This window comes from Kitasatospora setae KM-6054 (genome assembly GCF_000269985.1).
Lineage (GTDB): Bacteria > Actinomycetota > Actinomycetes > Streptomycetales > Streptomycetaceae > Kitasatospora > Kitasatospora setae.
In genome coordinates this window covers 939348-959613 of the sequence record NC_016109.1, presented here as the reverse complement: position 1 = coordinate 959613, position 20266 = coordinate 939348, and the positions used below count along the sequence as shown (strand labels likewise).

Below are 20266 nucleotides of genomic sequence, written 5' to 3'. Positions count from 1 at the left end.
TCAGGCTTGCAGGCGAAATTGGCAACAGGAAACCCGATCAATTTAGGTGTAAAGGGGAACCCGGAGCCGCTGGATCGGCATGGTGCTCCAGTAATCGACAGGCAGGTGGGTGAAGGATCGCTCCGGGGAAGCGGCGTCGGCGGAGAGACCGGCTCACTTCCCGTGCGGGGGAGGGGGGTTGGCCGGGCCGGGCGGCGGCGGGGGCGCCCCGCCGATCCCGGTCGGCTTGCCGGACGGAGCCTTCTGCGGTGCCACGGTGCCCCTCCTCGGTGCGCGCGGCCGGCGGGGTGGTCCGCCGGTCACCGGCTGAATGCCCACCCCGCGCCCGTCTGATGCGGCAGTGCCCCCGCGCGCCGCCCCGCCCCCGCCCCCGCCGCACGCTCAGGGGGTGGCGGCCCACTGGTGCGCCGCGCCCTGGTGCAGGGCCGCGTAGACGCGGTCGCGCAGCACGTTGGCGTCCGCGTCGGTGAGGGTGCTGCCCAGCGGGCGCAGGACCACCTTGACCAGCAGGTTCTGCTGCTCGGGCCGGGCCCCGAGGCGGGCCAGGGCCTGCGGCGGGAGGTCGCGGCAGGGGGTGGCGCTGAGGATCTCCACGCTCTCCACGCACTCGGCGTCCGCGCCCAGCGCGTCCCGGACGCGGTCACCGAGGTCCTCGGCGAGGTCGGCGCCGTCCACCGCCACCGACAGGTCCCGCCGGACGGCGGGCAGCGCCGAGACCGGACGGTACGGGGCCAGGTCGGTCAGCTGGGCGGCGACCGCGGGCACGGTGGAGCGCAGCAGCCGGATGTCCGGGACGCCCTTGAGCAGCATCAGCACCCGGTCCAGCCCCATGCCGAGCGCCAGCCCGCTCCACTCCGGCCCCAGCCCGGCCCCGGCCAGCACCCCGGGGTGCGCGACCCCGCACTCGGCGACCTCCACCCACCCGTCGTCCCCGCCGGCCGCACCGCCCCCGTCGACCGGACCGCCCCCGCCCGCCGCGACGTCCAACTGCCGCCCCGCCAGCGTGTACGGGTGGACCCGCTCCTCGGTGCGGTACGCCGCGCCCGGCAGCAGCGCCGCCACCAGCGCCGCGATCATCCCGGTCAGGTCGTCCGGCCCGGTGGGGGACGGGCGCCGGGTCAGGTACCACAGGTCCAGCTGGTGCGGGGTGCCGCTGTGCAGCCGGTCGATGCTGTCGCGCCGGTACACCAGCCCCGGGCAGACCAGCAGCACGCTCTCCGGCGCCCCCGCCCCCTCGGCCGCCAGTGCCCGCAGCGCGCCCGGCACCAGCGCGCTGGAGTGGCTGCGCAGCATCCGCCGGTCGTCGACGTACCGGGTGTAGCGGGCGTCCCGAGTGACGTCGTCCGCACGGTAGTTGAGGTGGTCGTAGTTGTCGGCGACGGTCACCGCGCGCTCGCCCCGGTGCACCCGCACCGGGCAGGACCAGCGCTCGGCCAGCGCCGTCGCGGCGCGCTCGACGAGCAGTTGCAGGGCGTGCGGACCGGCCGCCGGGTCGGTCAGGTCGCGGACGGCGAGGTCACGGGCGAGCTGCTCGGCGGACAGGTGACGGACGGGGGAGCGGGACATGGCGGCCTCCGGGCCAGAGCGGAAGGGACGAACGAGGGGGGAACACCACACCCCCCCGGCCCCTGGGCACGACCCGCCACCGGGGCCGACCCGCTCCGCCGGACGCGAACTTCCTACCGGCGCGACGGAACCCGCCCCCTGCGGCACCCATCGGGAGCCGGGGGGCCGGTAAATCGGCGAGAGATCGTCACGACGGCCATGCCCGGAGTCTAGACACCCCACCGGCCCCGCCCGCAACGCGTTTTCGCGCCCCGGCCCACCACCGGGCTCCGGCTCCTGTGGTTGGTTGGGCCCCGGCCCGACAGGCCCGACAGGCCCGACAGGCGCGACGGGCACGACGGACGCGACGGGCATGACGGGCACGAGGGGTGCGATGGGCGCGAGGACGGGGGCCGGACCGATGGCGGACGGCGGGATCGGGGCCGCGTACGACGCGGTGGCGGAGCTGTACGCCGACCTCTTCCGGGGCGAACTCGCCAGGAAGGAAGCGGAGTTGGCGGCCATCCGGCAGCTGGTCGCGGGGCCGGCGGTGGCGGTGCGCGGACTGCCGGTCGGCGACCTCGGCTGCGGGCCGGGGGAGGCGACCGCACTCCTCGCCGGGCTCGGCGTCCGCGCGTTCGGACTGGACCTCTCGGCCGGCATGCTGGCCCAGGCCCGCCGGGACCGCCCGCGACTGCCCTTCCTGCGGGGCACCCTGGCGGCGCTCCCGCTCGCCGACGGCAGTCTCGGCGCGATCCTCGCCCGCTACTCGCTGATCCACCTGTCGCCACCCGAACTCCCCGGCGCACTGGCCGAGTTGCACCGGGTGCTGGCCCCGGGCGGGCTGCTGCTGACTGGCTTCTTCGCCGCCGACCCCGCGCTCGGCGACACCGACCGCCCCACCCCCTTCGACCACAAGGTGGCCACCGCCCACCGCTGGCCGGTCGACACCCTCGCCGCGCTCCTCCGCCAGGCCGGCTTCACCGAGAACGCCCGCACCCTGCGCCCCCCACTGCCCGGCGAACGCTTCCCGCAGGCCACCCTGCTGTGCGCCGCCTGAGCACCACCGCCACGGCCCGCTACCCGCACCGGCAGCACCCATGCGTACGCCGTACGCGACCGACGCGCGGACGGTAGCGCTCCCGTCCGCCCGCCTCGGCCCGTCGGCCGGACGGTCCGTCAGCTCGCCAGCCAGGGCGCGAACTGCTCCGCCACCAGCGCGGCCACCGCCGGGGCGTCCCGGCTGCCGTCCACCTCGATCACCGGCACGCCGAGCCGGCGGGCGGTGCGGGCCGCGTCCTCGGCCACCAGCCGGTCCCGGGCGACCCGGTTGGCCTGCCCGCGGGCCGGGTCGCGGAGCGGGACGTCCAGCCTCCCGGCGCGCGGCACGGTGCGCAGCTGGTGCTGCCGGAACTCCTCGGTGGGGACCAGGACGACCATCCGGCGCGGCGAGTCGACCAGTGGCGCGACCAGTTCCGGCCGCAGCCCCCAGCCCTCGGCGATCACCGGGCGGGCGGCGAACAGCCCGCGCAGGTCGTCCAGCACCCACGCGAACCGGGTCGGGAACCCGGCCAGCGTCTCGGCCGCCATCTGCGCCGGCTCGTGCTCCGACCAGAACAGGTCGGGCGCCGGGTCCGCGACCGGCGCGCCCTCGGCGACCCGCCGCGCGACGCGGCGGTCGTGGTGCCCGCGTGAGTCGTGCCAGTCGTAGTGGTACACCGTCAACCCGTGGGCCTCGGCCACGAGTTCCGCGACGGTGCTCTTGCCGGCCCACTGCGCGCCGCCGATCCACAGCGCGCGGCGCAGGGTGCCGTGCGGGTCCTTGGAATCCACTGCTCGTTCCTCCCCATCCGGCCCGGCGTCCGCCGTGGCCACGGTCAAGAGTGTCCGGGCCGGAGCAGTGAAATTGCAGTCTTGTTCTGGCGGCCCGGGTGATGGAGAGTGGACTCAAGGGGGAGTGGATCCAAGGGGGAAGCCGGCCTCAGCGGCGCTCCAGCTCGGACAGGAACCCGGCGAACAGGCGGTGCAGTTCGGCCGGGCGCTCCAGGTGCAGGTCGTGGCCGGTGCCCGGCACGCTGACCGCGCGGATCCCGGGGCGCAGCGCCAGCATCCGGTCGACCTCGGCGGGCGGGATGATGCCGCCCTGGCCGAGCACCAGCAGGGTCGGGCAGTCGATCGCCGCCCAGTCGTCCCAGTGGTCGCGGGCGCTCAGCGGGGCCAGCGAGGCGACCATCAGCTCCACGTCGAAGCTCGGCCACCAGCCGTCCGGGCGCCGCTCCAGTCCGTCCGCCCAGACCTCGCCGACCGGGCCGCCGCCGAAGAAGCCGACCGCCGCCGCCCGGTCCGGGAACGGCAGCGGCCAGCCGCGCAGCATCGCGCCGACCTGCTCCGGGCCGTCCGCGTTCCGTCCGGCGGCGGCCTCCAGGAGCACTAGTGCACCGAACCGGTCCGGGTGCGCGGCGGCGGCCAGCAGCGCGGTGTGCCCGCCGAGCGACTGCCCGGCCAGCAGCGGCCGCTCCAGCCCGAGCGCGTCCGCGACGGCGAGCACGTCGGCGACGTACGCGGCCCGCTCCACGCTCGCCGGACGGCGGGTCGAGCGCCCGTGCCCGCGCTGGTCGACCGCCACCACCCGGCGCCCGGGCGCCAGCGCCCCGGCCAGCGCGTCCCACTCGCCCGCGTGCCCCGCCAGCCCGTGCAGCAGCAGCACCGGCCGCCCGGCCGGATCCCCCGCCCAGTCCCGGCAGTGCAGTTCCACGTCCTCGCGCGCCACCGTCCGCGCCGTCCAACCGGCCATCCGCACCCCCGCCTTCCGTCACGTCGACGGCCGAGGATCGCACACGAACCCGACCATGATCAACGGGCGGGCGCAGATCCTCCTCCGGGCGTACGAAACCGCCCGGCCGGGCCGGAAGCATGAGGGGGATCCGACAACCGTACGCGGGAGGCACGATGAGACGACGGACGCTGCTGGGGATCGGGCTGGCGGGAGCGGTCGGCGTCGCCGTCGGCCCGCGGGTGCTGGGCGCCGCGCTCGCGGTGGCGCTGCCGAGCGACAGCGGCGTGGGCGAACGGGTCGCCGACGAGCGGCAGTTCGAGGAGACCGGTTCGAGCTACGTCTCCAGCGGGGTCCGCACCGAGACCGACCCGATGGCCCGGCTGTTCGACCGGTTCGGGCCGATCGAGCAGGCCCACTGGGTCCTGGAGGGCCCCGGCCCCGCCCACCGGCCGCTGCGGGCCGGCGACGCCGCCGTGTACGCGCTGCTCCGACTGCCCGCCGGGGCGGTCGCCGGGCTGCTGCTCGGCCGCCCGACCGAGCCGGCCGGTCCGCTCCCGGCCCGCGACCACGACCGCCCCGTCGCCGACGACCGCGCCCCGCACGCGCTGGCCGCCCTCGCCCCGGCCGGCGCGGCCTGGGAGACCGCGCCCGGCTACCCCCGGACGGCGAACGCCGAGAGCGCGTCCGTCCGGTTCGACCGGGCCACCGACACCCTCTACGCCCGGGCGATCCGGCCGCAGGTGCCGATCGGCTGACGGGTCGTCGCGCCGGTCAGCGCCGGTCAGCGCCGGTCAGTTCGGTTCCCCGGGGCCGGCGGGGTCGCGCTGTCACCCGTGCGGGTGGCGCACCACCAGCACCGCTTCGACGTCCGGGCCCACCGCCTCGTAGTGGTGCGGCACGTCCGCCGCCCAGGTGTGGTGCCCGCCCGGGCCGACCGTGACCGGGGACGCCGCCGTGCCGACCAGCGCGGTGCCCGACAGCACGACCAGGTGCTCCACCGTCCCCGCCGGGTGGGCGGCCGAACGCCGGGCCCCGCCCGGCCGGATCCGGATCCGGTACGTCTCCGACACCGCCGCCGCGTCCTCGAACCGCTCCAGCAGCACCGCGTCCAGCACCCGCCCGGACACCCCGACCCCTGGAGCGCCGCCAGAAGCCACCGCCGCCCGGTCCGCCGCCGCCCGCTCCAGCGCCCGGCCGGTCGCGGCCTCCCGGACGGCCTGCTCGGGGGCCTGTAGCGCGGCGCTCAGCGGGAGGCCGAGCGCGGTGGTCAGCGCGTACAGCGTCTCCAGGGTCGGGTTGCGGGTCCCCGACTCCAGGCCCGACAGGGTGGCCTTGCCGACGCCCGACCGGCGGGCCAGCTCGGAGAGCGAGAGGCCGCGGGCCACGCGCAGCTCCCTCAGCCGTAGGCCGACCCGGGCCGCCAGCTCGGCACTCGCCACCGGCGCGGGGCCCACCGGTGCGGGGCCCACCGGCGCGGGGCTGGCCGGCGCGGGGCCGGAGGGAGCGGCGTCCGGGGGAGCGGTATCCGGCGAATCCGGTTGATCCGTTGCTCGCATGCGGTCTATCGTTCCACACACGGAACGTTCCATATACGGAACGCAGACCCCTCGAGGAGCCCCCTGTGGAACCCGCCGTCACCGCTCTCCCCGCCCGTACCGCCCAGGTCGCGGACGCCCTCGCCGCCGCCGGAGCCACCGGCGCGGTCCGCGTCCTGGCCGACTCCACCCGCACCGCCGCCGAGGCCGCCGCCGCGCTCGGCTGCGAGGTCGGCGCGATCGCCAACAGCCTGGTCTTCCTCTCCGACGGCGAGCCGGTCCTGGTCCTCACCAGCGGCCGCCACCGCGTCGACACCGCCGCCCTCGCCGCCCGCTGGGGCCGGGGCCCGCTGCGCCGCGCCACGCCCGAGCAGGTCCGCGAGGCCACCGGTCAGGCGATCGGCGGGGTGGCCCCCGTCGGCCACCCCCGCCCGCTGCCCACCGTCGTCGACCTGGCCCTCACCGACTACCCCCGCCTCTGGGCCGCCGCCGGCACCCCGCACGCGGTGTTCCCCACCACCGCCGAAGAACTGCTCCGCCTCACCGGCGGCACCCTCCTCCCGGTCGGCCCCTGAGCCCACCCGCCCCCTGAGACTGCCCGCTCCCTCGACCCGCCCGCTCCCTGGGCCCATCCGGCGCCCGCCCGCCCACGCGGCGCCCGCCCGTACGGGCTCAGTCGGTGGGGCCGATCCGTCCGCGCAGGTCGGTCAGCAGGCGGTCCAACAGTCCGGAGAGCTCGCCGCGTTCGGTCGCGGACAGTCCGGTGACCAGCGCCGCCTCCCGCCCCAGGACGGCGTCCACCGAGCGCTCCACCAGGGCGTGCCCGTCCGGGGTGAGCGCGACCAGCACGGCCCGCCCGCCCGCCGGGTCGGGGCAGCGGCGGACCAGCCCCTCCCGCTCGGCGCGGGCCACCCGCTGCGAGATCGCCCCTGCCGTGACCAGCGTCCGCCGGGTCAGCTCACGCGTCGTCAGCTCGTACGGCGCCCCGGCGCGGCGCAGTACCGCCAGCAGGTCCAGCGTCGCCGCGTCGATGCCGGCCGCCCGCAGCACCCGGTTGCGGTCGTCCGCGAAGAGCTTGGCGAGCCGCCAGATCGGTGTGACGATCTCGATCGAGTCGGTCGGCGTCCCCGGCCGCTCCCGCTGCCACGCGGCCGCGATGCCCGCCGCGGAACGCTCGCCCGCCGCCGACGCCTCGTCCGCCGCCGCGCCGTCGCCCCCGTCCGCCGCACCGCCGTCGTCCGCCGCGCCGACGCCGTCCTCGGGTGGTTCCGCTCCGGTGCGGTCTCCCGGTTCGGCCATGGGATTGCCTCCTGCTCCTGGTCTATGTTTAGCTCTAAACGTATCAGTCGGATCCAGAGGGGGACACCGTGAGCCGCACCACGACCCGCACCGTGCTCGTCACCGGAGGCACCAGCGGCATCGGCCGCGCCGTCGCCGCCCGGTTCGCCGCCGACGGTGCCGAGGTGCACCTGACCGGCCGCCAGCCCGACGCGGTGGAGCGGGCGGCCCGCGAGCTCGGGGTGCGCGGAGCGGTCTGCGACGCCACCGATCCAGTGGCGACCGCCGCCCTGGCGACCCGCTTCGACACGCTGGACGTGCTGGTCAACGCGGCCGGCGGGCTGCCCGCGAGCCCCGCCACCGGCACCCCGCTGGGCGACCTGCTGGCGGCCTGGCAGGCCGGCCTCGCGCAGAACCTGCTCGGCGCCGTCCTCACCACCGAGGCCGTGCGCGGCGCGCTGGCCCCCGGCGGCAGCGTGATCAGCCTCGGCTCGATCGGCGCGGAACGGCGCGGCGGGGCGTACGGGGCCGCGAAGGCCGCGCTCGCCGCCTGGAGCGCCGCCGCGCGCTGATCGAGGAGACCCACGACAAGCGCCCCGGCACCGTCGAGGACATCGCCGCCACCGCGTACTTCCTCGCCTCGCCCGGGGCCCGTCACCTCACCGGCCAGACCCTGCACGTCAACGGCGGTGCGTACACCACTCGTTGACGTGCGGGAGGGCGGCGTCAGTCGTCCGAGCGGATCTTCCGCTCGGTGCCGCGCAGCAGTTGGGCGGTGGCGCCGAGCTGCCTGGTCACGTCGCTCAGGGTCCCCCCGGCCTCGGGGGTGTGGCGGCGGTCGCCCGCGACCTCGGTGAGCTCCTGCACCGACTCCACCAGCCCGGCGATCGCCCCCAGCAACTGGTGCTCGTCCGCCAACGGGACCCGTCGGCGCCGGCTCCGGAGCGGGGCCAGGGCGTCCTCGCGGAGCGTGGTCCGGCTCTCCGCCAGCCCGGTGACGACCTTCTGCAGCTCGGCGTCCATGCCCGCTCCTCTCCGCCCCGAACGGTTCGGACACCGTCCGGCTCCACTGCGATCTACCCGTTGGTGGATCATCGCACCCCCTCCAACGCACGCCGCGTCCTTCCCGTGCCCGGCCACCACCCACGGCTAGCCTGACCCGATGAGCAGCGAACGCGACGGCGGACCGGACGGCGGACCGGGCGGCGAGGGCGGGAACGGCGGGCGCGGCAACGAGCTGGCGGGGGCAGGGCCGGCGGGGGCAGGGCCGGACGCCGACCGCCACCACCGGAGCCGCGGCCGGGTTCGGCGCCCGCGCTACCGCGCGCTCTCGCCGCTGCGCGAGCACCTGCGCGAGGCGTTCTGGTTCGCCCCGCTGCTGACCTGCGTCGGCGCGGTGCTGCTGGCCGGCCTGACCGACCTCCTCGACCAGGAGATCTTCGCCGAGGCGTCCGCCGCGCAGACCGCCGACACCCTGCTCTCGTTCAGCTCGGCGGCCAAGAGCGTGGTCTCCACGGTCAGTTCGGCGATGCTGACGTTCATCGGCGTGGTCTTCTCGATCTCGCTGGTCTCGCTGCAGATGGGCGCCAGCCAGTTCAGCCCCCGGGTGCTGCGCCTGTACGTGCGCAGCCGCCTGATCAAGGCGACGTTCGCGACCTGCCTGGCGACCTTCGTCTACACCCTGCTCGTCCAACTCGGCTACGACGACACCACCGACCCGTCCCGCGCGGTCTCGGTGCCGATCGTCTCCACCATCGTCGCGCTCGCGATGGTGATGCTCAGCCTGGCCCTGTTCGTGCTGTACGTGCAGGCGACGATGCGCCTGCTGCGGGTGCCGCACGTCATCGACCGGGTCACCCGGGAGTCGCTGCAGGTGCTGCAGGACTACCGCTGGCTGTCCCCCGAGACCGGCCCGACGCCCGGCGCGGCGGTCACCGGGCCGACCCTGCTGCACGAGGGACGCGGCGGCGTGCTGCGGGACGTCAACATCCGCTGGCTGCTCCGGGTCGCCCGGCGGCACGACACGGTGCTGTACCTGGTGCCCCGGATCGGCGACTTCATCGCCCCCGGCACCCCGACCGTGGTGGTGGTCGGCGGCACCCCGCCCCGGCCGCGCCGGATCACCACCGCGCTGAACGTCGGCGTGGACCGCACCATGCACCAGGACCTCAGCTTCGGCTTCCGGCAGCTCGTCGACATCGCGATCCGCGCGCTGTCGCCCGCCGTCAACGACCCGACCACCGCCGTCCAGGCCGTCGACCGGATCCACCAGCTGCTCGCCGTCCTCGCCCCCGTCCCGCTCGGCGAACTGCGCCACCGCGACAAGGACGGCGCCGTCCGGCTGGTCCAGCCGGTGCCGGGCTGGGAGGCCACCGTCGACCTGGCGTTCACCGAGATCCGGATCTGCGGCGCCGGCCAGCCCCAGGTCACCCGCCGGCTGGTCGCCGCCCTCGACGACCTGCTCCGGATCACCCCCGAACCGCGCCGCCCCCCGCTGCTGCTCCAGCGCCACCTGCTCACCCGCGCCGTCGCCGAGTCCGTCCGCGACGACGACAACCGCGCCTTCGCCCTCGCCCCCGACCGCCAGGGCATCGGCTGACCGGCAGGCCCCGCGCACGACGAACCGCCCGGAACGGGAGGCCGTTCCGGGCGGTTCGCTGTCGTAGGAGGACGGGGGACGAACGAGGACGGGGGCTCAGCCCGCCGTGCGGTTGGCGGCCTTGTCGAGCGAGGCCAGGTACTGGTTGTACGCCACCAGCTCGGCGTCGCCGTCCCGGTCCGCGGCCCGGTCGCGGCGGCGGGCCTGCCGCTCCTCGGACTTGGCCCACTGCAGGGTCAGCGCGATCAGCACGATCGCGGTCGGGATCTCGCCGAACGCCCAGGTGATGCCGCCGGCCAACTGCTGGTCGTCGTGCAGGTTGGTGCCGAGCGGCGCCGTCTCGGCGCTGAAGGTGGAGACCAGCTGCCCGGAGGCCATCATCACCGCGACGCCGAAGAACGCGTGGAACGGCATGCCCATGAACAGCTCGATGATCCGCATCACGAAGCCGGGGCGGTGCGGGCCGGGGTCGACGCCCATGATCGGCCAGAAGAACAGCATGCCGACGGCGAGGAAGTGCAGCATCATCGCCAGGTGCCCGAGCCGGTACTGCATCAGGAAGTCGAACAGCGGCGTGAAGTACAGCACGTACAGGCTGGCGATGAACGCCGGGATGGTGAACGCCGGGTGCGAGACGATCCGCACGTAGGTGGAGTGCAGCAGCGCCACCAGCAGTTCGCGCGGCCCCTTCCCGCTGCCCTTCCGGGCCGGGCGCAGGGAGCGCAGCGCGAGGGTGATCGGGGCGCCCAGCAGCAGCAGGATCGGCGACAGCATGGAGAGCACCATGTGCTGCGTCATGTGCGCGCTGAACAGCACCATGCCGTAGTCGTTCAGCCCGGTGTTGGTGACCAGCAGGATGGTGCCGACACCGGCGGTCCAGGCGACCACCCGGCCGGCCGGCCACTTGTCGCCGCGCCGCCACAGCCGGACCGCCCCCGCCAGGTACAGGCCGAGGGCGAGCGCGCAGAACACCAGGTAGGGCCAGTCCGGAGACCACTCCAGGGCGCGGGAGAAGGAGAAGGGGGGGAGTGGTCCGCCTCCGTGGTGGTGCATCCCCGTCATGCCGTCGCCCATCGGGCGGCCCCGCTTTCGTCCATGCCGCCCGGCGCCGCCCGAGCGGCGGCCCGGGGCGGCCCGGTGTGGCCCGGTCCGGTTTGGTCCGGTTTCGTTCGGGCCCCAGCCTAAGCCGCGCTTACCGCGCCCGGGCGGGCGCCCCCGCCGCCCGGGCCCGCGCCCCCGCCGCCCGGGCCCGGCCCGGGGTCAGCTCTTCGGCACCAGGGTGTTCCCGCTGGTGCGGCCGGCGGCGTAGTCGTCGATGTTGCGGGCGGTGGCGTCGATGATCCGGCCGACCACGGCCCGGTGGTAGCAGCGCTGGGAGTCCTCGGCGCACTCGTCACTGACCTGCTGGACGGGACGACGCAGCGACAGGTCCATCGCGATCCCGATCGGGTGGGGGTGCGACGTGGCCGCCGTGGCGGTGCGCCGCAGCTCCCGTGAAAGGCCGGGTCCCGCGGTGCCGCACGTCGGTCCGCAGCCCGGCGGACCCGAGGACCGGGAGTCAGCGGTAGTCGTCCCCGGCGTCCGGGTCGGCGTCGCGCAGGTCGTCCGCCGCCGTGAACCGCAGCGCGTCGGCCAGGGACTCCTCGTCGTCGCCGTCGTCGAACTCGGCGGCCTCGTCGGCGTCCTCGTCGGTGAGGTGGACGGCGGCCTCCTCGGCGCCCGCCGCGCCGCCGTCCGCGCCGCCGTCCTCGGCGAACAGGTCCGTCCCCGCCTCCACCAGCCGTCCGGCCCGGGGGCCCGGGCCGCCGGACCAGCGGTCGTCGACGTCTGGGGCAGGCGTGTCGGGCTCCTCCTCGGCGAGCAGCCGGTCCAGGGACTCCCCGGTGGCGGCCTCGGCGGCGGTGGTGCCGTACTCGGTGGCGCCGCGGTAGCCGTCGGCGGTGACGATGCCGGTCTCCAACGGGTCGTCGTCCAAATCGTCGGTCTCCAGCGAGTCCGCCGGGTCGAGGACGCCGTCGTCCTCGGCGGGCAGCGGGTCCTGGGCGTCGGGATCGGTCACGGCACTCCCTTTCGGAACGGAACGGGTGGGCGCCCCGGAGAGGGGCAACCGCGGTCAGCTGTGGTGGCTGGGCAGGTCGTAGCGGTCGAGGTCCATGACCTTGGCCCAGGCCGCGGCGAAGTCGGTGGCGAACTGCTGCTCGCCGCCGGCGGAGGCGTAGACCTCGGCGAGGGCCCGCAGTTCGGCGTTCGACCCGAAGACGAGGTCGGTGCGGCTGGCGGTCCAGCGCAGGGAGCCCCGGGCGTCGCGGCCCTCGAAGAGGGCGGGGTCGTGGGCGGTGGGTGTCCAGGTGGTGTCCTGGTCGAGGAGGTTGACGTACCAGTCGTTGGTCAGGACGCCGGGGCGGGCGGTGAGCACGCCCAGGTCGCTGCTCTGGTAGGTCGCGCCGAGCGTGCGCAGGCCGCCGACCAGCGCGGTCAGTTCCCGGGCGCTCAGCCCGAGCAGGTCGGCGCGGTCGACCAGGCGGTACTCGGCGGGCAGGGTGTCGTCCTTGCCGAGGTGGTTGCGGAAGCCGTCGGCGGTCGGCTCCAGGTGGGAGAAGCCGTCGATGTCGGTGTGCTCCCGGGTCGCGTCGACCCGGCCGGGGGTGAACGGCACCCGCAGCTCGTGCCCGGCGTCGGCGGCGGCCTTCTCCACGGCGGCGGTGCCCGCCAGCACGATCAGGTCGGCGAGTGAGACGCCGTGGCCGGCGGGCCGGGAGGAGGCGAACGCGGTGCGGATCTCCTCCAGCCGGGCGAGCAGGCCGGCCAGCCGGTGGGGCTCGTTGACCTCCCAGCCGTTCTGCGGCTCCAGCCGGATCCGGGCGCCGTTGGCGCCGCCGCGCTTGTCGCTGCGGCGGAAGGTCGACGCGCAGGACCAGGCGAGCCACACCAGGTCGGCGACCGGGATCCCGGCGGCCAGCACGCGGGACTTGAGCTGTCCGACGGCGTCGGCGTCGAGCGGGGCCTCGGCGGGCTCGGGGAGGGGGTCCTGCCAGATCAGGTGCTCGGCGGCGACCTCGGGGCCGAGGTAGCGGGTGATCGGGCCCATGTCGCGGTGGGTGAGTTTGTACCAGGCGCGGGCGAAGGCGTCGGCGAACTCCTCGGGGTGTTGGAGGAAGCGGTGGCAGATGCGGGCGTAGTCGGGGTCGACGCGCATCGCGACGTCGGTGGTCAGCATCGCCGGGGTCCGGCGGGGTCAGGTCTTGAGGAAGTCGAGCAGGTCCTGGTTGAAGCGCTCCTTGTCGCCGGGGACGACGGCGATGCCGTGCGAGCCGCCCTCGTAGACCTTGAGGACGGCGCCGGGGACGAGCTTGGCGGTCTTGCGGCCGGTGGCGTCGATCGGGACGACCTGGTCGTCGTCGCCGTGGACGACCAGCAGCGGGATGTCGAACTTCTTCAGGTCCTCGTGGAAGTCGGTGTACGCGAAGGCGTCGACGCAGGCGACGCCGCCCTGGATGGTCTCGGCCATCGCCATGTACCAGAAGGCGTCCTTGTTGCCCTCGGTGGCCTTGGTGCCGGGCCGGTTCGCGGACAGGAACCCGACCGCGGTGTCCTTCCAGAACTGCGAGCGCTCGTTGACGATCCCGGCCTTGATGCCGTCGAAGACGGACTCCGGGACGCCCTCGGGGTTGTCCGGGCCCTGGAGCATCAGCGGCGGGATGGCGGAGAGCAGCACGGCGGAGCGGACCCGGCCGGTGCCGTGCCGGCCGATGTAGCGGGCCAGCTCGCCGCCGCCCATCGAGTGCGCGACGAGCGTGACGTCGCGCAGGTCGAGGCTGGTCAGCAGGTCGTTCAGGTCGTCGGCGAAGGTGTCGAAGTCGTAGCCGTCCCAGACCGGGGTGGAGCGGCCGTGGCCGCGCCGGTCGTGGGCGATGCCGCGGTAGCCGGCGTCGGCGACGGCCTTCAGCTGGTCCTGCCAGGCGTCGCCGTTCAGCGGCCAGCCGTGGATGAAGACGACCGGGCGGCCGCTCCCCCAGTCCTTGTAGAAAATCTCCACGCCGTCGCGGGTGGTGCAGTGGGGCATGAGTGACTCCGGATTCGGTCTCGGGAACGGCCGGACGTGCCGACCGGAAGCCGCACCGGCCCCCGTGCAGTACGGAGGCGGAACGGGGGTCGACGCGGGACCCAGCCAACCCCACGACCGCTACGCCCTGCATCCGACACACCGCGCCACTGCGCCGACAGGGTGTCCCCCGGGGGACCGGGCGACGACCCTGCGTGTTCACGGGGCGGCTCGGCGGCTTTCCCGCCCCGCGCCCCCGCCACTACCGCACCGCCTCCGAGGGGAGGCGGCCACGGGTACGGTGCGCCCACTCGCCAGAACCCTCGCACCGGGTCCCCGGAGACCCACCCGCGAGGGCCTGGAGGCCCGGCCGGGCTCAGTCGGCCGGGCCCCGGATGTGCGGAACGACGCGGGTGAGGACCAGGACGCCGGCCCCGATCAGCCCCGGCCCCGATCAGCCCCGGCCCCGATCAGCCCGGGAACGAGGTACCGGCCGGCGAGCGGGCTTGCGGGGCGTTCTCCAGCAGCGTGAGCGCCGCGATGCCGGTGAGCGCGAAGCTCCGTACGGTCCTCGGCTGGCCACGGCCGCGGGGCCGGCGGCGGGTCCGCCGTGATGTGCCGGCGCTCCGGTCGGCACACCACGCCGTGTTCGGGCCCCGCAGGGCCACGTCCGGGGCGGGCAGCCGACCGACACGGTGACGCGGGCCGCGCGCTTCGGGTTCCGGCCGCACGGGAACGCTCGCGCCGCACCTGCGCGTCGGTCAGACCCCCGTCTCGACGCGCCCGGTGCACACGGTGGCGCCCGCCTGGGAGAAGAGGACGCGCCATCGGGCGGACGCCGGTGACCGCGGGCACGGAACGGCGCGCACCCGCACGGGGGCGTCCAGGGTGCACAGCCGGGGGAACGACAGGTGCAGCGTTCGCACTCCGTTGCCGTCCGGCGCGCACGCACCGAGCACGAGCTGCCGGGTCGCCTCCGCGAACAGCCGCCCGGTCACGTGGTCGGCGGACGCGGGCAGCAGGTAGGGGTGCGGACCGGACAGGCGCAGCACGGCATGGGCGCCCCCGTCCTCCCGCCCGATCCGAGCCAGGACCTGGTTCTCCGGCCGGGACCTGACCCGCCCCGCGCGGGCACGGGGTTCGCCCGGGGCGGTCGGCAGCTGTCCGGCCCGGACGACTCCGGCTCCCCGCCAGTTCCGGTAGAGGGTGCCCTCCAGGACCCCCGCGGTCGTCTCGCCGTCCGCCACCACCCGTCCGTCCGGCGCCCGGAGGACGCAGGAGGCGATCACGCGCCGGGTGCGTCCCGTCCGGCTCGTCCGGAGCTGTTCGACAAGGCAGGTCGCCAGCAGTCCCCCGGGGAGGGGGCGCAGGGGCCGGCCCGTCCCGCGCGGGACGGGCGACGGCTCAGAAGGGCTGGGTGAGCGTGAGGACCAGCTCTCCCTGGCTGGACGTGACCCCCTGGGGGGTCGCACAGGCGAGCGGGTCCGATCCGGGGTACGTGCCGACGAGATGGACGAGGTAGCCGTTGAACTGGCCCGCCGTCACCGTGCCGACGGAGGTCCCCACGGTCTGGCCCGCGGGCCTGGTGACCACGAAGGTGGAGGTGATCTCGGAGTCGGGCCCCTCGTTCCAGTCCAGGACGCTGATCCCGGTCGTCACCGGGGACGAGGTCGGAAGGCAGCCGGCGTCCACGGTGTAGTCGAAGCCGAGCCGGGCCGTGTCCACCGAACCGGCGCCCGTGCAGGCGTAGGTGGCGCTCGCCGTGATGCGTGTCGGGCGGGAGACGAGCGTGAGCCCGGGACTGTAGTGCTGCGTGGCGGTGGTCGTGCAGACGACGGCCGGCGGGTCGGCGGCCCGGGCCGAACCGCCGGAGGTCACGAGCGCCCCGAGCGACACGAGGCTCAGCGCGAGCGGCGGGACGAGGCGGCGGAAACCGGTCACGGCTTCTCCAGGAGGGAGTGGGGAGCACACCGGGCGCGGGGGCGCACCCTCCCCTCCTCGACCGCCCCGTCGAACCCGGGGCTCCGACCAGCGCTGCCCCAGAGACCCGGTCCACCTCCGGTGGAACACCATCGGCATCCGGAGCCCCCTGGGGAGCTGTGACGCGTGGTCAGTTCACGTCGGTGGTGCCCCGCCGCCAACGCCTCCGCGGTCCTCCGAATCGCCGACCCGCCTCCTGCTGCGCCCGCCGTCCGGACCGCTCGCGCTGATCGGCTCCGAGGGTTCGTCCGCGCCACCCCGGGCACCGGGTGAGTGCTGCTCCCGCGACGGCCGGTGAGGGTGGATCAGGGCCATCCGGCGTTCCGACATCTGGCGCACGACAGCCGCCGCCGCGCTGGTGCTGCTCCCGTCCTTGTGGTGCGCCTCCATGAGGAGGCTGGGCTTGGTCTCACCGCCGAACTTGGCGCAGACGAACTCGTGCGCCGCGAAGAGCCGCTCGGCGGCGGATTTGAAGCTGTCGTAGGGATAGCGTGCGCGGTCGATCGAGCCGAAGACCGGGCGCAGCGCGCGGAGCACCTCGACAAGCACCTGGTGATCGCGACCTTGTACGCCGCTGAACCCGGGTTCCACGTGCGGCGGCATCATGCTGGGTCTGACGTCGTTCTCGTAGTGCGCCGGGGAGAAGTCGGCGGTGAACCGCAACGCGGCAGCGGCTGCGGTCATCAAGGAGGTGGCCAGTTCGAGTGAGTCCGCGGATTCGGCCTCGTCCCTCCGTGCCGTCGCCGCGGCGAAGCAGGACAGGGCCGTGGTGATGCTCTGGGTGAGGGAGAAGAAGAGACGGTGACCCACCTCCCAGCGGATTCCGGGGCGTTCTTCCCCGTTCCCCGTTCCCGTTCGCGGCTGCTCGGGCGTCGGGCCGTCAGCGGAGAGAGCCCGCCCGGAAGAGAAGCGGATCATTTCGGTCGGGCCTCGGAACAGGTCCCGCCAGTCCTGTTCCGACAGCGAGCAGCCGGTCGCCCGGGAGTGCTCGACGGCCTCGACGTAGGAGAGCAGGACGCCGCCGAGCAGGATGCCGCCAGCATCTCCCGTTGCCCGCACCACGCCGAAGAAGCGGTCCTGTTCACGGGCCGGCGCACTCCATCCTCGACCGGCCGGATGGAGCAGGAGCTCGACCAGTGAACCCTCGTACAGAGCCGTGATCTTTCCCCGGGCGCGGCGTAGGTCCTGGCCGGGCCCGCTCAGCAGGTCGACCTCCAGTCCGGCCGCGGCCATCAGCCGTGCTGCCTCTCGGAACTCGGCCCGGCCCCGCGGTAGGAGTTCGGGTAATGGGAGGACGATCCGCTCGGTCATCTTGCTCATGATCATGAGGACTCTTCATCTTGCTGTTGCTGTCCGGTTCGTGCCCGGGGTCCGTCCGGTGACGGTGAAGACGCTGCTGGGCACGTTGCCGACTGTCCGTGTGCACGGGAGCGGGGGATGGCTCCTCGGGCGCCGGAAGGACATTCTCATGGTTGCCCCGTGAGGGGCCGACGACCAGAAGCCAGGGTGGGATTCTCGCTAAGTTTCAGAGGGCGTTAAGTCCGTTTCCAGTAGCGGCTTCGTCCGGGCTGGTCGAGGAGTTCGTGTACTTCACCGACTCGGAAGACCTGCCGGGGATCCTCGTTGAAGGCGGTCACGATGCGCTGGTGGACGGGGGCGGTCTCCGCAGTGGCCGGTTCGTTGTCGAGCAGGCCGAGGCCGTCGATGACCTTGCCGCTGGTGACCATCCCCGCGAGGCGGGCCTCGACCTCGGCCGGCGCACTGGTGAGTTGGTCGATCTGTTCGCGCAGGTGATCGGCGCGTGCGGCGCTCTCGTCGTGTTCGGCCTGCGGCAGCCGCAGCAGTTCGGGGACGTTCACGCGGCCGGCTCGGCCTCGTCGCGCCAGGCGGGGGTGGGGGTGGTGAGGTGGCGGAGCATGCCGGCGGTGGAGCATGGGAGTGGAACACCGCCGACCAGACCGGTGAGTACCGGTGAGTCATGCGGTGGGAGCCGCCGCTGGCAGCCCGTCCGGCTCCGGTACAGCAGCGCGTTCACGACCTCGCGCAGATCGCACGAGCCCGGGTCCCCGGTCGCCGAGCACAACACCCGCTTCTGCTTCCAGGCGGTGACCAACGGCTCGACCAAGGGCCCGCTGTTCGTCGGACGAGTCCGTCGAGTACGGCATCCATTCCCTGGGCTTGAACCGGTTCGACGGGCGGGGGGTCCGGCCGCTGGACACCCCCGGGGAGCGAGGTGGGGCCGTTGGCCGGACGGGTGCTGGGTCAGCTCTTCGGCACCAGGGTGTTCTCGCTGGTGCGGCCGGCGGCGAAGTCGTCGATGTTGCGGGCGGTGGCGTCGATGATCTGGCCGACGGCGGTGCGGGTGTAGTAGGCCTGGTGGCTGGTGACCAGGACCTGGGGGAAGGTGACGAGGCGGGCGAGGGTGTCGTCGGTGACGCCCTGGATCGACTGGTCGGTGAAGAAGACGCCGGTCTCCTCCTCGTAGACGTCGAGGCCGACGCCGGAGAGGCGGCCGGCGCGCAGGGTCTCGACCAGGGCGGTGCTGTCGACCAGGCCGCCGCGGCTGGAGTTGACCAGGATCGCGTCGTCCTTCATCCGGGCCAGCGCGGCGGCGTCGATCAGGTGGTGGGTGGCCGGCAGCAGGGGGACGTGCAGGCTCACCAGGTCGGCGCGGGAGAGGAGTTCGGGGAGTTCGGTGTAGGTCATGCCGAGTTCCAGGCAGGCGGGGTTCTCCGCGACGTCCCAGCCGAGGAGTTCGGTGCCGAAGCCCGCCGCGATCCGGGCGAAGCACTCGCCGATCTTACCGGTGCCGATCACGCCGACGGTCATGCCGTGGATGTCGCGGCCCATCAGGCCGTCGAGCCGGAAGTCGAACTCGCGGGAGCGGGTGGTGGCCCGGGTGAGCCGGCGGTTGACGGCGAGGGCGAGGGTCCAGGCGTGCTCGGCGACCGCGTACGGGCTGTAGTAGGAGACCCGGGCGACGGTCAGGCCGAGTTCGGCGGCCGCGGTCAGGTCGATGTTGTTGAAACCGGTGGACCGCTGGGCGATCAGCTTGGTGCCGCCGGCCGCGAGCAGCGACAGCACCCCGGCGTCCAGGGTGTCGTTGACGCTGCTGGAGACGACCGGGAAGCCGGCGGCCAGCGGGGCGGTGTCGGCGGTGAGGAAGACGTCCAGCATGCGCAGCCGGTGCTGTTCCAGCGCGTCCTGGAGCAGCGGGCGTTCGTCGGACAGGACGCCGTAGGCGAGGATCTCCATGCCGCGAGGCTATCGCCGGGGGCGTGCGCCGCCGGGCGCGACGCGCCCCGGGCGGGGGAGGCGAAGAGGTCCGGGAAAGCGAAGATCCGATCATCACAGGATGACGGTCCGATGATCGACGGGCGATACATCGTTCCATCATCTTGTGATGATCGGATCATTCACTGCGACCGCTGCAAGCAGTGCGGCCACTGCGGCCACTGCGACCGCTCGGCCGACCGCGCCCGTCAGATGACGGTCTCGGCCTCCTTGTAGCGCTCCGCCGGAACGGTCTTCAGCTCGGCCACGGCCTCGCCGAGCGGGACCAGCTTGATCTCGGTGCCCTGCAGCGCCGTGATGTGCCCGAAGGCGCCCTTGTGGGCGGCCTCCACCGCGTGCCAGCCGAAGCGGGTGGCCAGGACGCGGTCGTACGCGGTCGGGGTGCCGCCGCGCTGGGTGTGGCCGAGGATGACCGGGCGGGCCTCCTTGCCGAGGCGGTGCTCCAGCTCGCGGGAGAGCTGGGTGGCGATGCCGGTGAAACGCTCGTGGCCGTACATGTCCTTGGTGCCCTCCTCCCACGGCATGGTGCCGGGCTCGGGCTTCGCGCCCTCGGCGCAGACCACGATCGCGAACTTCTTCTGCCGGTCGAAGCGCTCGCGCACGACCTCGGTCAGCTTGTCGATGTGGAACGGCCGCTCCGGCACGATGATGGCGTGCGCACCGGCCGCCATGCCCGCGTTGAGCGCGATCCAGCCGGTGTGCCGGCCCATCACCTCGACGACCATCACCCGCTGGTGCGACTCGGCGGTGGTCTTCAGCCGGTCCAGCGCCTCGGTGGCCACCGAGACGGCGGTGTCGAAGCCGAAGGTGACGTCGGTGCAGGCGATGTCGTTGTCGATGGTCTTCGGCACGCCGACCACCGGCAGGCCCGCGTCGCTCATCAGCTTCGCGGCCTTCAGGGTGCCCTCGCCGCCGATCGGGATGACCGCGTCGATGCCGAGGTCCGCGCAGTGCTGCTTGGCGCGCTCCACGCCGTCGCGCAGGTGGCTGGGCTGGACCCGCGAGGAGCCCAGGATCGTGCCGCCCTGGGCGAGGATGCCGCTCACCGAGTCGAGCGTCAGCGGACGGTGCACGCCCTCCAGGAGACCGCGCCAACCGTCCTCGAAGCCGATGATCTCGTCGCCGTGGTCGACCACCCCCCGGTGGACCACGGAACGGATGACGGCGTTCAGGCCGGGGCAGTCACCGCCGCTGGTCAGGACACCAATACGCATTGC

Annotated in this window: 20 protein-coding genes and 2 pseudogenes; 5 read left to right on the top strand and 17 right to left on the bottom strand. The window is 74.4% G+C overall.

Annotated features, from left to right (window positions below; all coding sequences use genetic code 11):
- Positions 1-381 precede the first annotated feature (381 nt).
- Positions 382-1566, bottom strand: a complete 1185-nt coding sequence (gene srmL / locus KSE_RS04200; protein WP_014134028.1) for a PheS-related mystery ligase SrmL — start codon at positions 1564-1566, stop codon at positions 382-384.
- Positions 1567-1918: 352 nt separating this feature from the next.
- Here srmL and KSE_RS04195 point away from each other — a divergent pair, with 352 nt between their 5' ends.
- Complete coding sequence (locus KSE_RS04195; RefSeq protein ID WP_269450285.1) at positions 1919-2605, top strand: class I SAM-dependent methyltransferase; 687 nt, start codon at positions 1919-1921, stop codon at positions 2603-2605.
- Between the two features lie 119 nt (positions 2606-2724).
- Here KSE_RS04195 and KSE_RS04190 read toward each other — a convergent pair whose 3' ends face one another.
- Together KSE_RS04190 and KSE_RS04185 are read right to left on the bottom strand one after the other, a co-directional pair.
- Positions 2725-3378, bottom strand: coding sequence for a hypothetical protein (locus KSE_RS04190; RefSeq protein WP_014134026.1), 654 nt, complete (start codon positions 3376-3378; stop codon positions 2725-2727).
- 148 nt (positions 3379-3526) lie between these two features.
- Complete coding sequence (locus KSE_RS04185; RefSeq protein ID WP_033258694.1) at positions 3527-4339, bottom strand: alpha/beta fold hydrolase; 813 nt, start codon at positions 4337-4339, stop codon at positions 3527-3529.
- Between the two features lie 155 nt (positions 4340-4494).
- Here KSE_RS04185 and KSE_RS04180 point away from each other — a divergent pair, with 155 nt between their 5' ends.
- Entirely contained in the window at positions 4495-5076 is a 582-nt protein-coding gene (locus KSE_RS04180) for a hypothetical protein (RefSeq protein WP_014134024.1), read from the top strand.
- A 72-nt stretch (positions 5077-5148) separates the two neighbouring features.
- Here the strand turns inward: KSE_RS04180 and KSE_RS04175 are convergent, their stop codons facing one another.
- Positions 5149-5775: a helix-turn-helix domain-containing protein gene (locus KSE_RS04175; protein WP_014134023.1), complete on the bottom strand. Its 627-nt coding sequence runs from the start codon at positions 5773-5775 to the stop codon at positions 5149-5151.
- Between the two features lie 167 nt (positions 5776-5942).
- Here KSE_RS04175 and KSE_RS04170 point away from each other — a divergent pair, with 167 nt between their 5' ends.
- On the top strand, positions 5943-6431 hold the full coding sequence (locus KSE_RS04170; protein WP_014134022.1) for a YbaK/EbsC family protein: 489 nt from the start codon (positions 5943-5945) through the stop codon (positions 6429-6431).
- 97 nt (positions 6432-6528) lie between these two features.
- On the opposite strand, the gene KSE_RS04165 is transcribed toward KSE_RS04170, so the two are convergent.
- Complete coding sequence (locus KSE_RS04165) at positions 6529-7155, bottom strand: MarR family winged helix-turn-helix transcriptional regulator (RefSeq protein WP_014134021.1); 627 nt, start codon at positions 7153-7155, stop codon at positions 6529-6531.
- A gap of 68 nt (positions 7156-7223) precedes the next feature.
- Here KSE_RS04165 and KSE_RS04160 point away from each other — a divergent pair.
- Positions 7224-7843 (top strand): annotated as a pseudogene (locus tag KSE_RS04160) (SDR family NAD(P)-dependent oxidoreductase).
- A gap of 17 nt (positions 7844-7860) precedes the next feature.
- Here the strand turns inward: KSE_RS04160 and KSE_RS04155 are convergent.
- Positions 7861-8157, bottom strand: a complete 297-nt coding sequence (locus tag KSE_RS04155; protein ID WP_014134019.1) for a hypothetical protein — start codon at positions 8155-8157, stop codon at positions 7861-7863.
- Positions 8158-8296: 139 nt separating this feature from the next.
- Between KSE_RS04155 and KSE_RS04150 the strand changes: the two genes are divergently transcribed.
- On the top strand, positions 8297-9733 hold the full coding sequence (locus KSE_RS04150; RefSeq protein ID WP_014134018.1) for a DUF2254 domain-containing protein: 1437 nt from the start codon (positions 8297-8299) through the stop codon (positions 9731-9733).
- Between the two features lie 96 nt (positions 9734-9829).
- Here KSE_RS04150 and KSE_RS04145 read toward each other — a convergent pair whose 3' ends face one another.
- The 11 genes and pseudogenes from KSE_RS04145 to KSE_RS04095 all read right to left on the bottom strand — a co-directional run bounded on the left by KSE_RS04145 (position 9830) and on the right by KSE_RS04095 (position 20263).
- Positions 9830-10786, bottom strand: coding sequence for a cytochrome c oxidase assembly protein (locus KSE_RS04145; RefSeq protein WP_014134017.1), 957 nt, complete (start codon positions 10784-10786; stop codon positions 9830-9832).
- A 207-nt stretch (positions 10787-10993) separates the two neighbouring features.
- Positions 10994-11167 carry a hypothetical protein gene (locus tag KSE_RS42675; RefSeq protein ID WP_014134016.1) on the bottom strand — a complete coding sequence of 58 codons (174 nt, stop codon included), beginning with the start codon at positions 11165-11167 and terminating at the stop codon, positions 10994-10996.
- A gap of 124 nt (positions 11168-11291) precedes the next feature.
- The gene (locus KSE_RS04140) at positions 11292-11792 is read right to left on the bottom strand and encodes a DUF5709 domain-containing protein (RefSeq protein ID WP_014134015.1); all 501 of its coding nucleotides are present in this window, start codon (positions 11790-11792) and stop codon (positions 11292-11294) included.
- A 54-nt stretch (positions 11793-11846) separates the two neighbouring features.
- Positions 11847-12956 (bottom strand): annotated as a pseudogene (locus KSE_RS04135) (peroxidase family protein); the annotation flags it as partial.
- Positions 12957-12968: 12 nt separating this feature from the next.
- The gene (locus tag KSE_RS04130) at positions 12969-13796 is read right to left on the bottom strand and encodes an alpha/beta fold hydrolase (RefSeq protein WP_014134013.1); all 828 of its coding nucleotides are present in this window, start codon (positions 13794-13796) and stop codon (positions 12969-12971) included.
- A 740-nt stretch (positions 13797-14536) separates the two neighbouring features.
- A complete protein-coding gene (locus KSE_RS04125) occupies positions 14537-15064 on the bottom strand; it encodes an AfsA-related hotdog domain-containing protein (protein ID WP_014134012.1) in 528 nt (175 codons plus the stop codon).
- 115 nt (positions 15065-15179) lie between these two features.
- Complete coding sequence (locus tag KSE_RS04120) at positions 15180-15716, bottom strand: hypothetical protein (protein WP_014134011.1); 537 nt, start codon at positions 15714-15716, stop codon at positions 15180-15182.
- A 174-nt stretch (positions 15717-15890) separates the two neighbouring features.
- Entirely contained in the window at positions 15891-17075 is a 1185-nt protein-coding gene (locus tag KSE_RS38105; RefSeq protein ID WP_148283056.1) for a hypothetical protein, read from the bottom strand.
- A gap of 215 nt (positions 17076-17290) precedes the next feature.
- Positions 17291-17614 carry a hypothetical protein gene (locus KSE_RS04110; RefSeq protein WP_051055097.1) on the bottom strand — a complete coding sequence of 108 codons (324 nt, stop codon included), beginning with the start codon at positions 17612-17614 and terminating at the stop codon, positions 17291-17293.
- A gap of 403 nt (positions 17615-18017) precedes the next feature.
- Complete coding sequence (locus KSE_RS04100) at positions 18018-19010, bottom strand: 2-hydroxyacid dehydrogenase (RefSeq protein WP_014134008.1); 993 nt, start codon at positions 19008-19010, stop codon at positions 18018-18020.
- A 227-nt stretch (positions 19011-19237) separates the two neighbouring features.
- Positions 19238-20263: a 6-phosphofructokinase gene (locus KSE_RS04095; protein WP_014134007.1), complete on the bottom strand. Its 1026-nt coding sequence runs from the start codon at positions 20261-20263 to the stop codon at positions 19238-19240.
- Positions 20264-20266 lie beyond the last annotated feature (3 nt).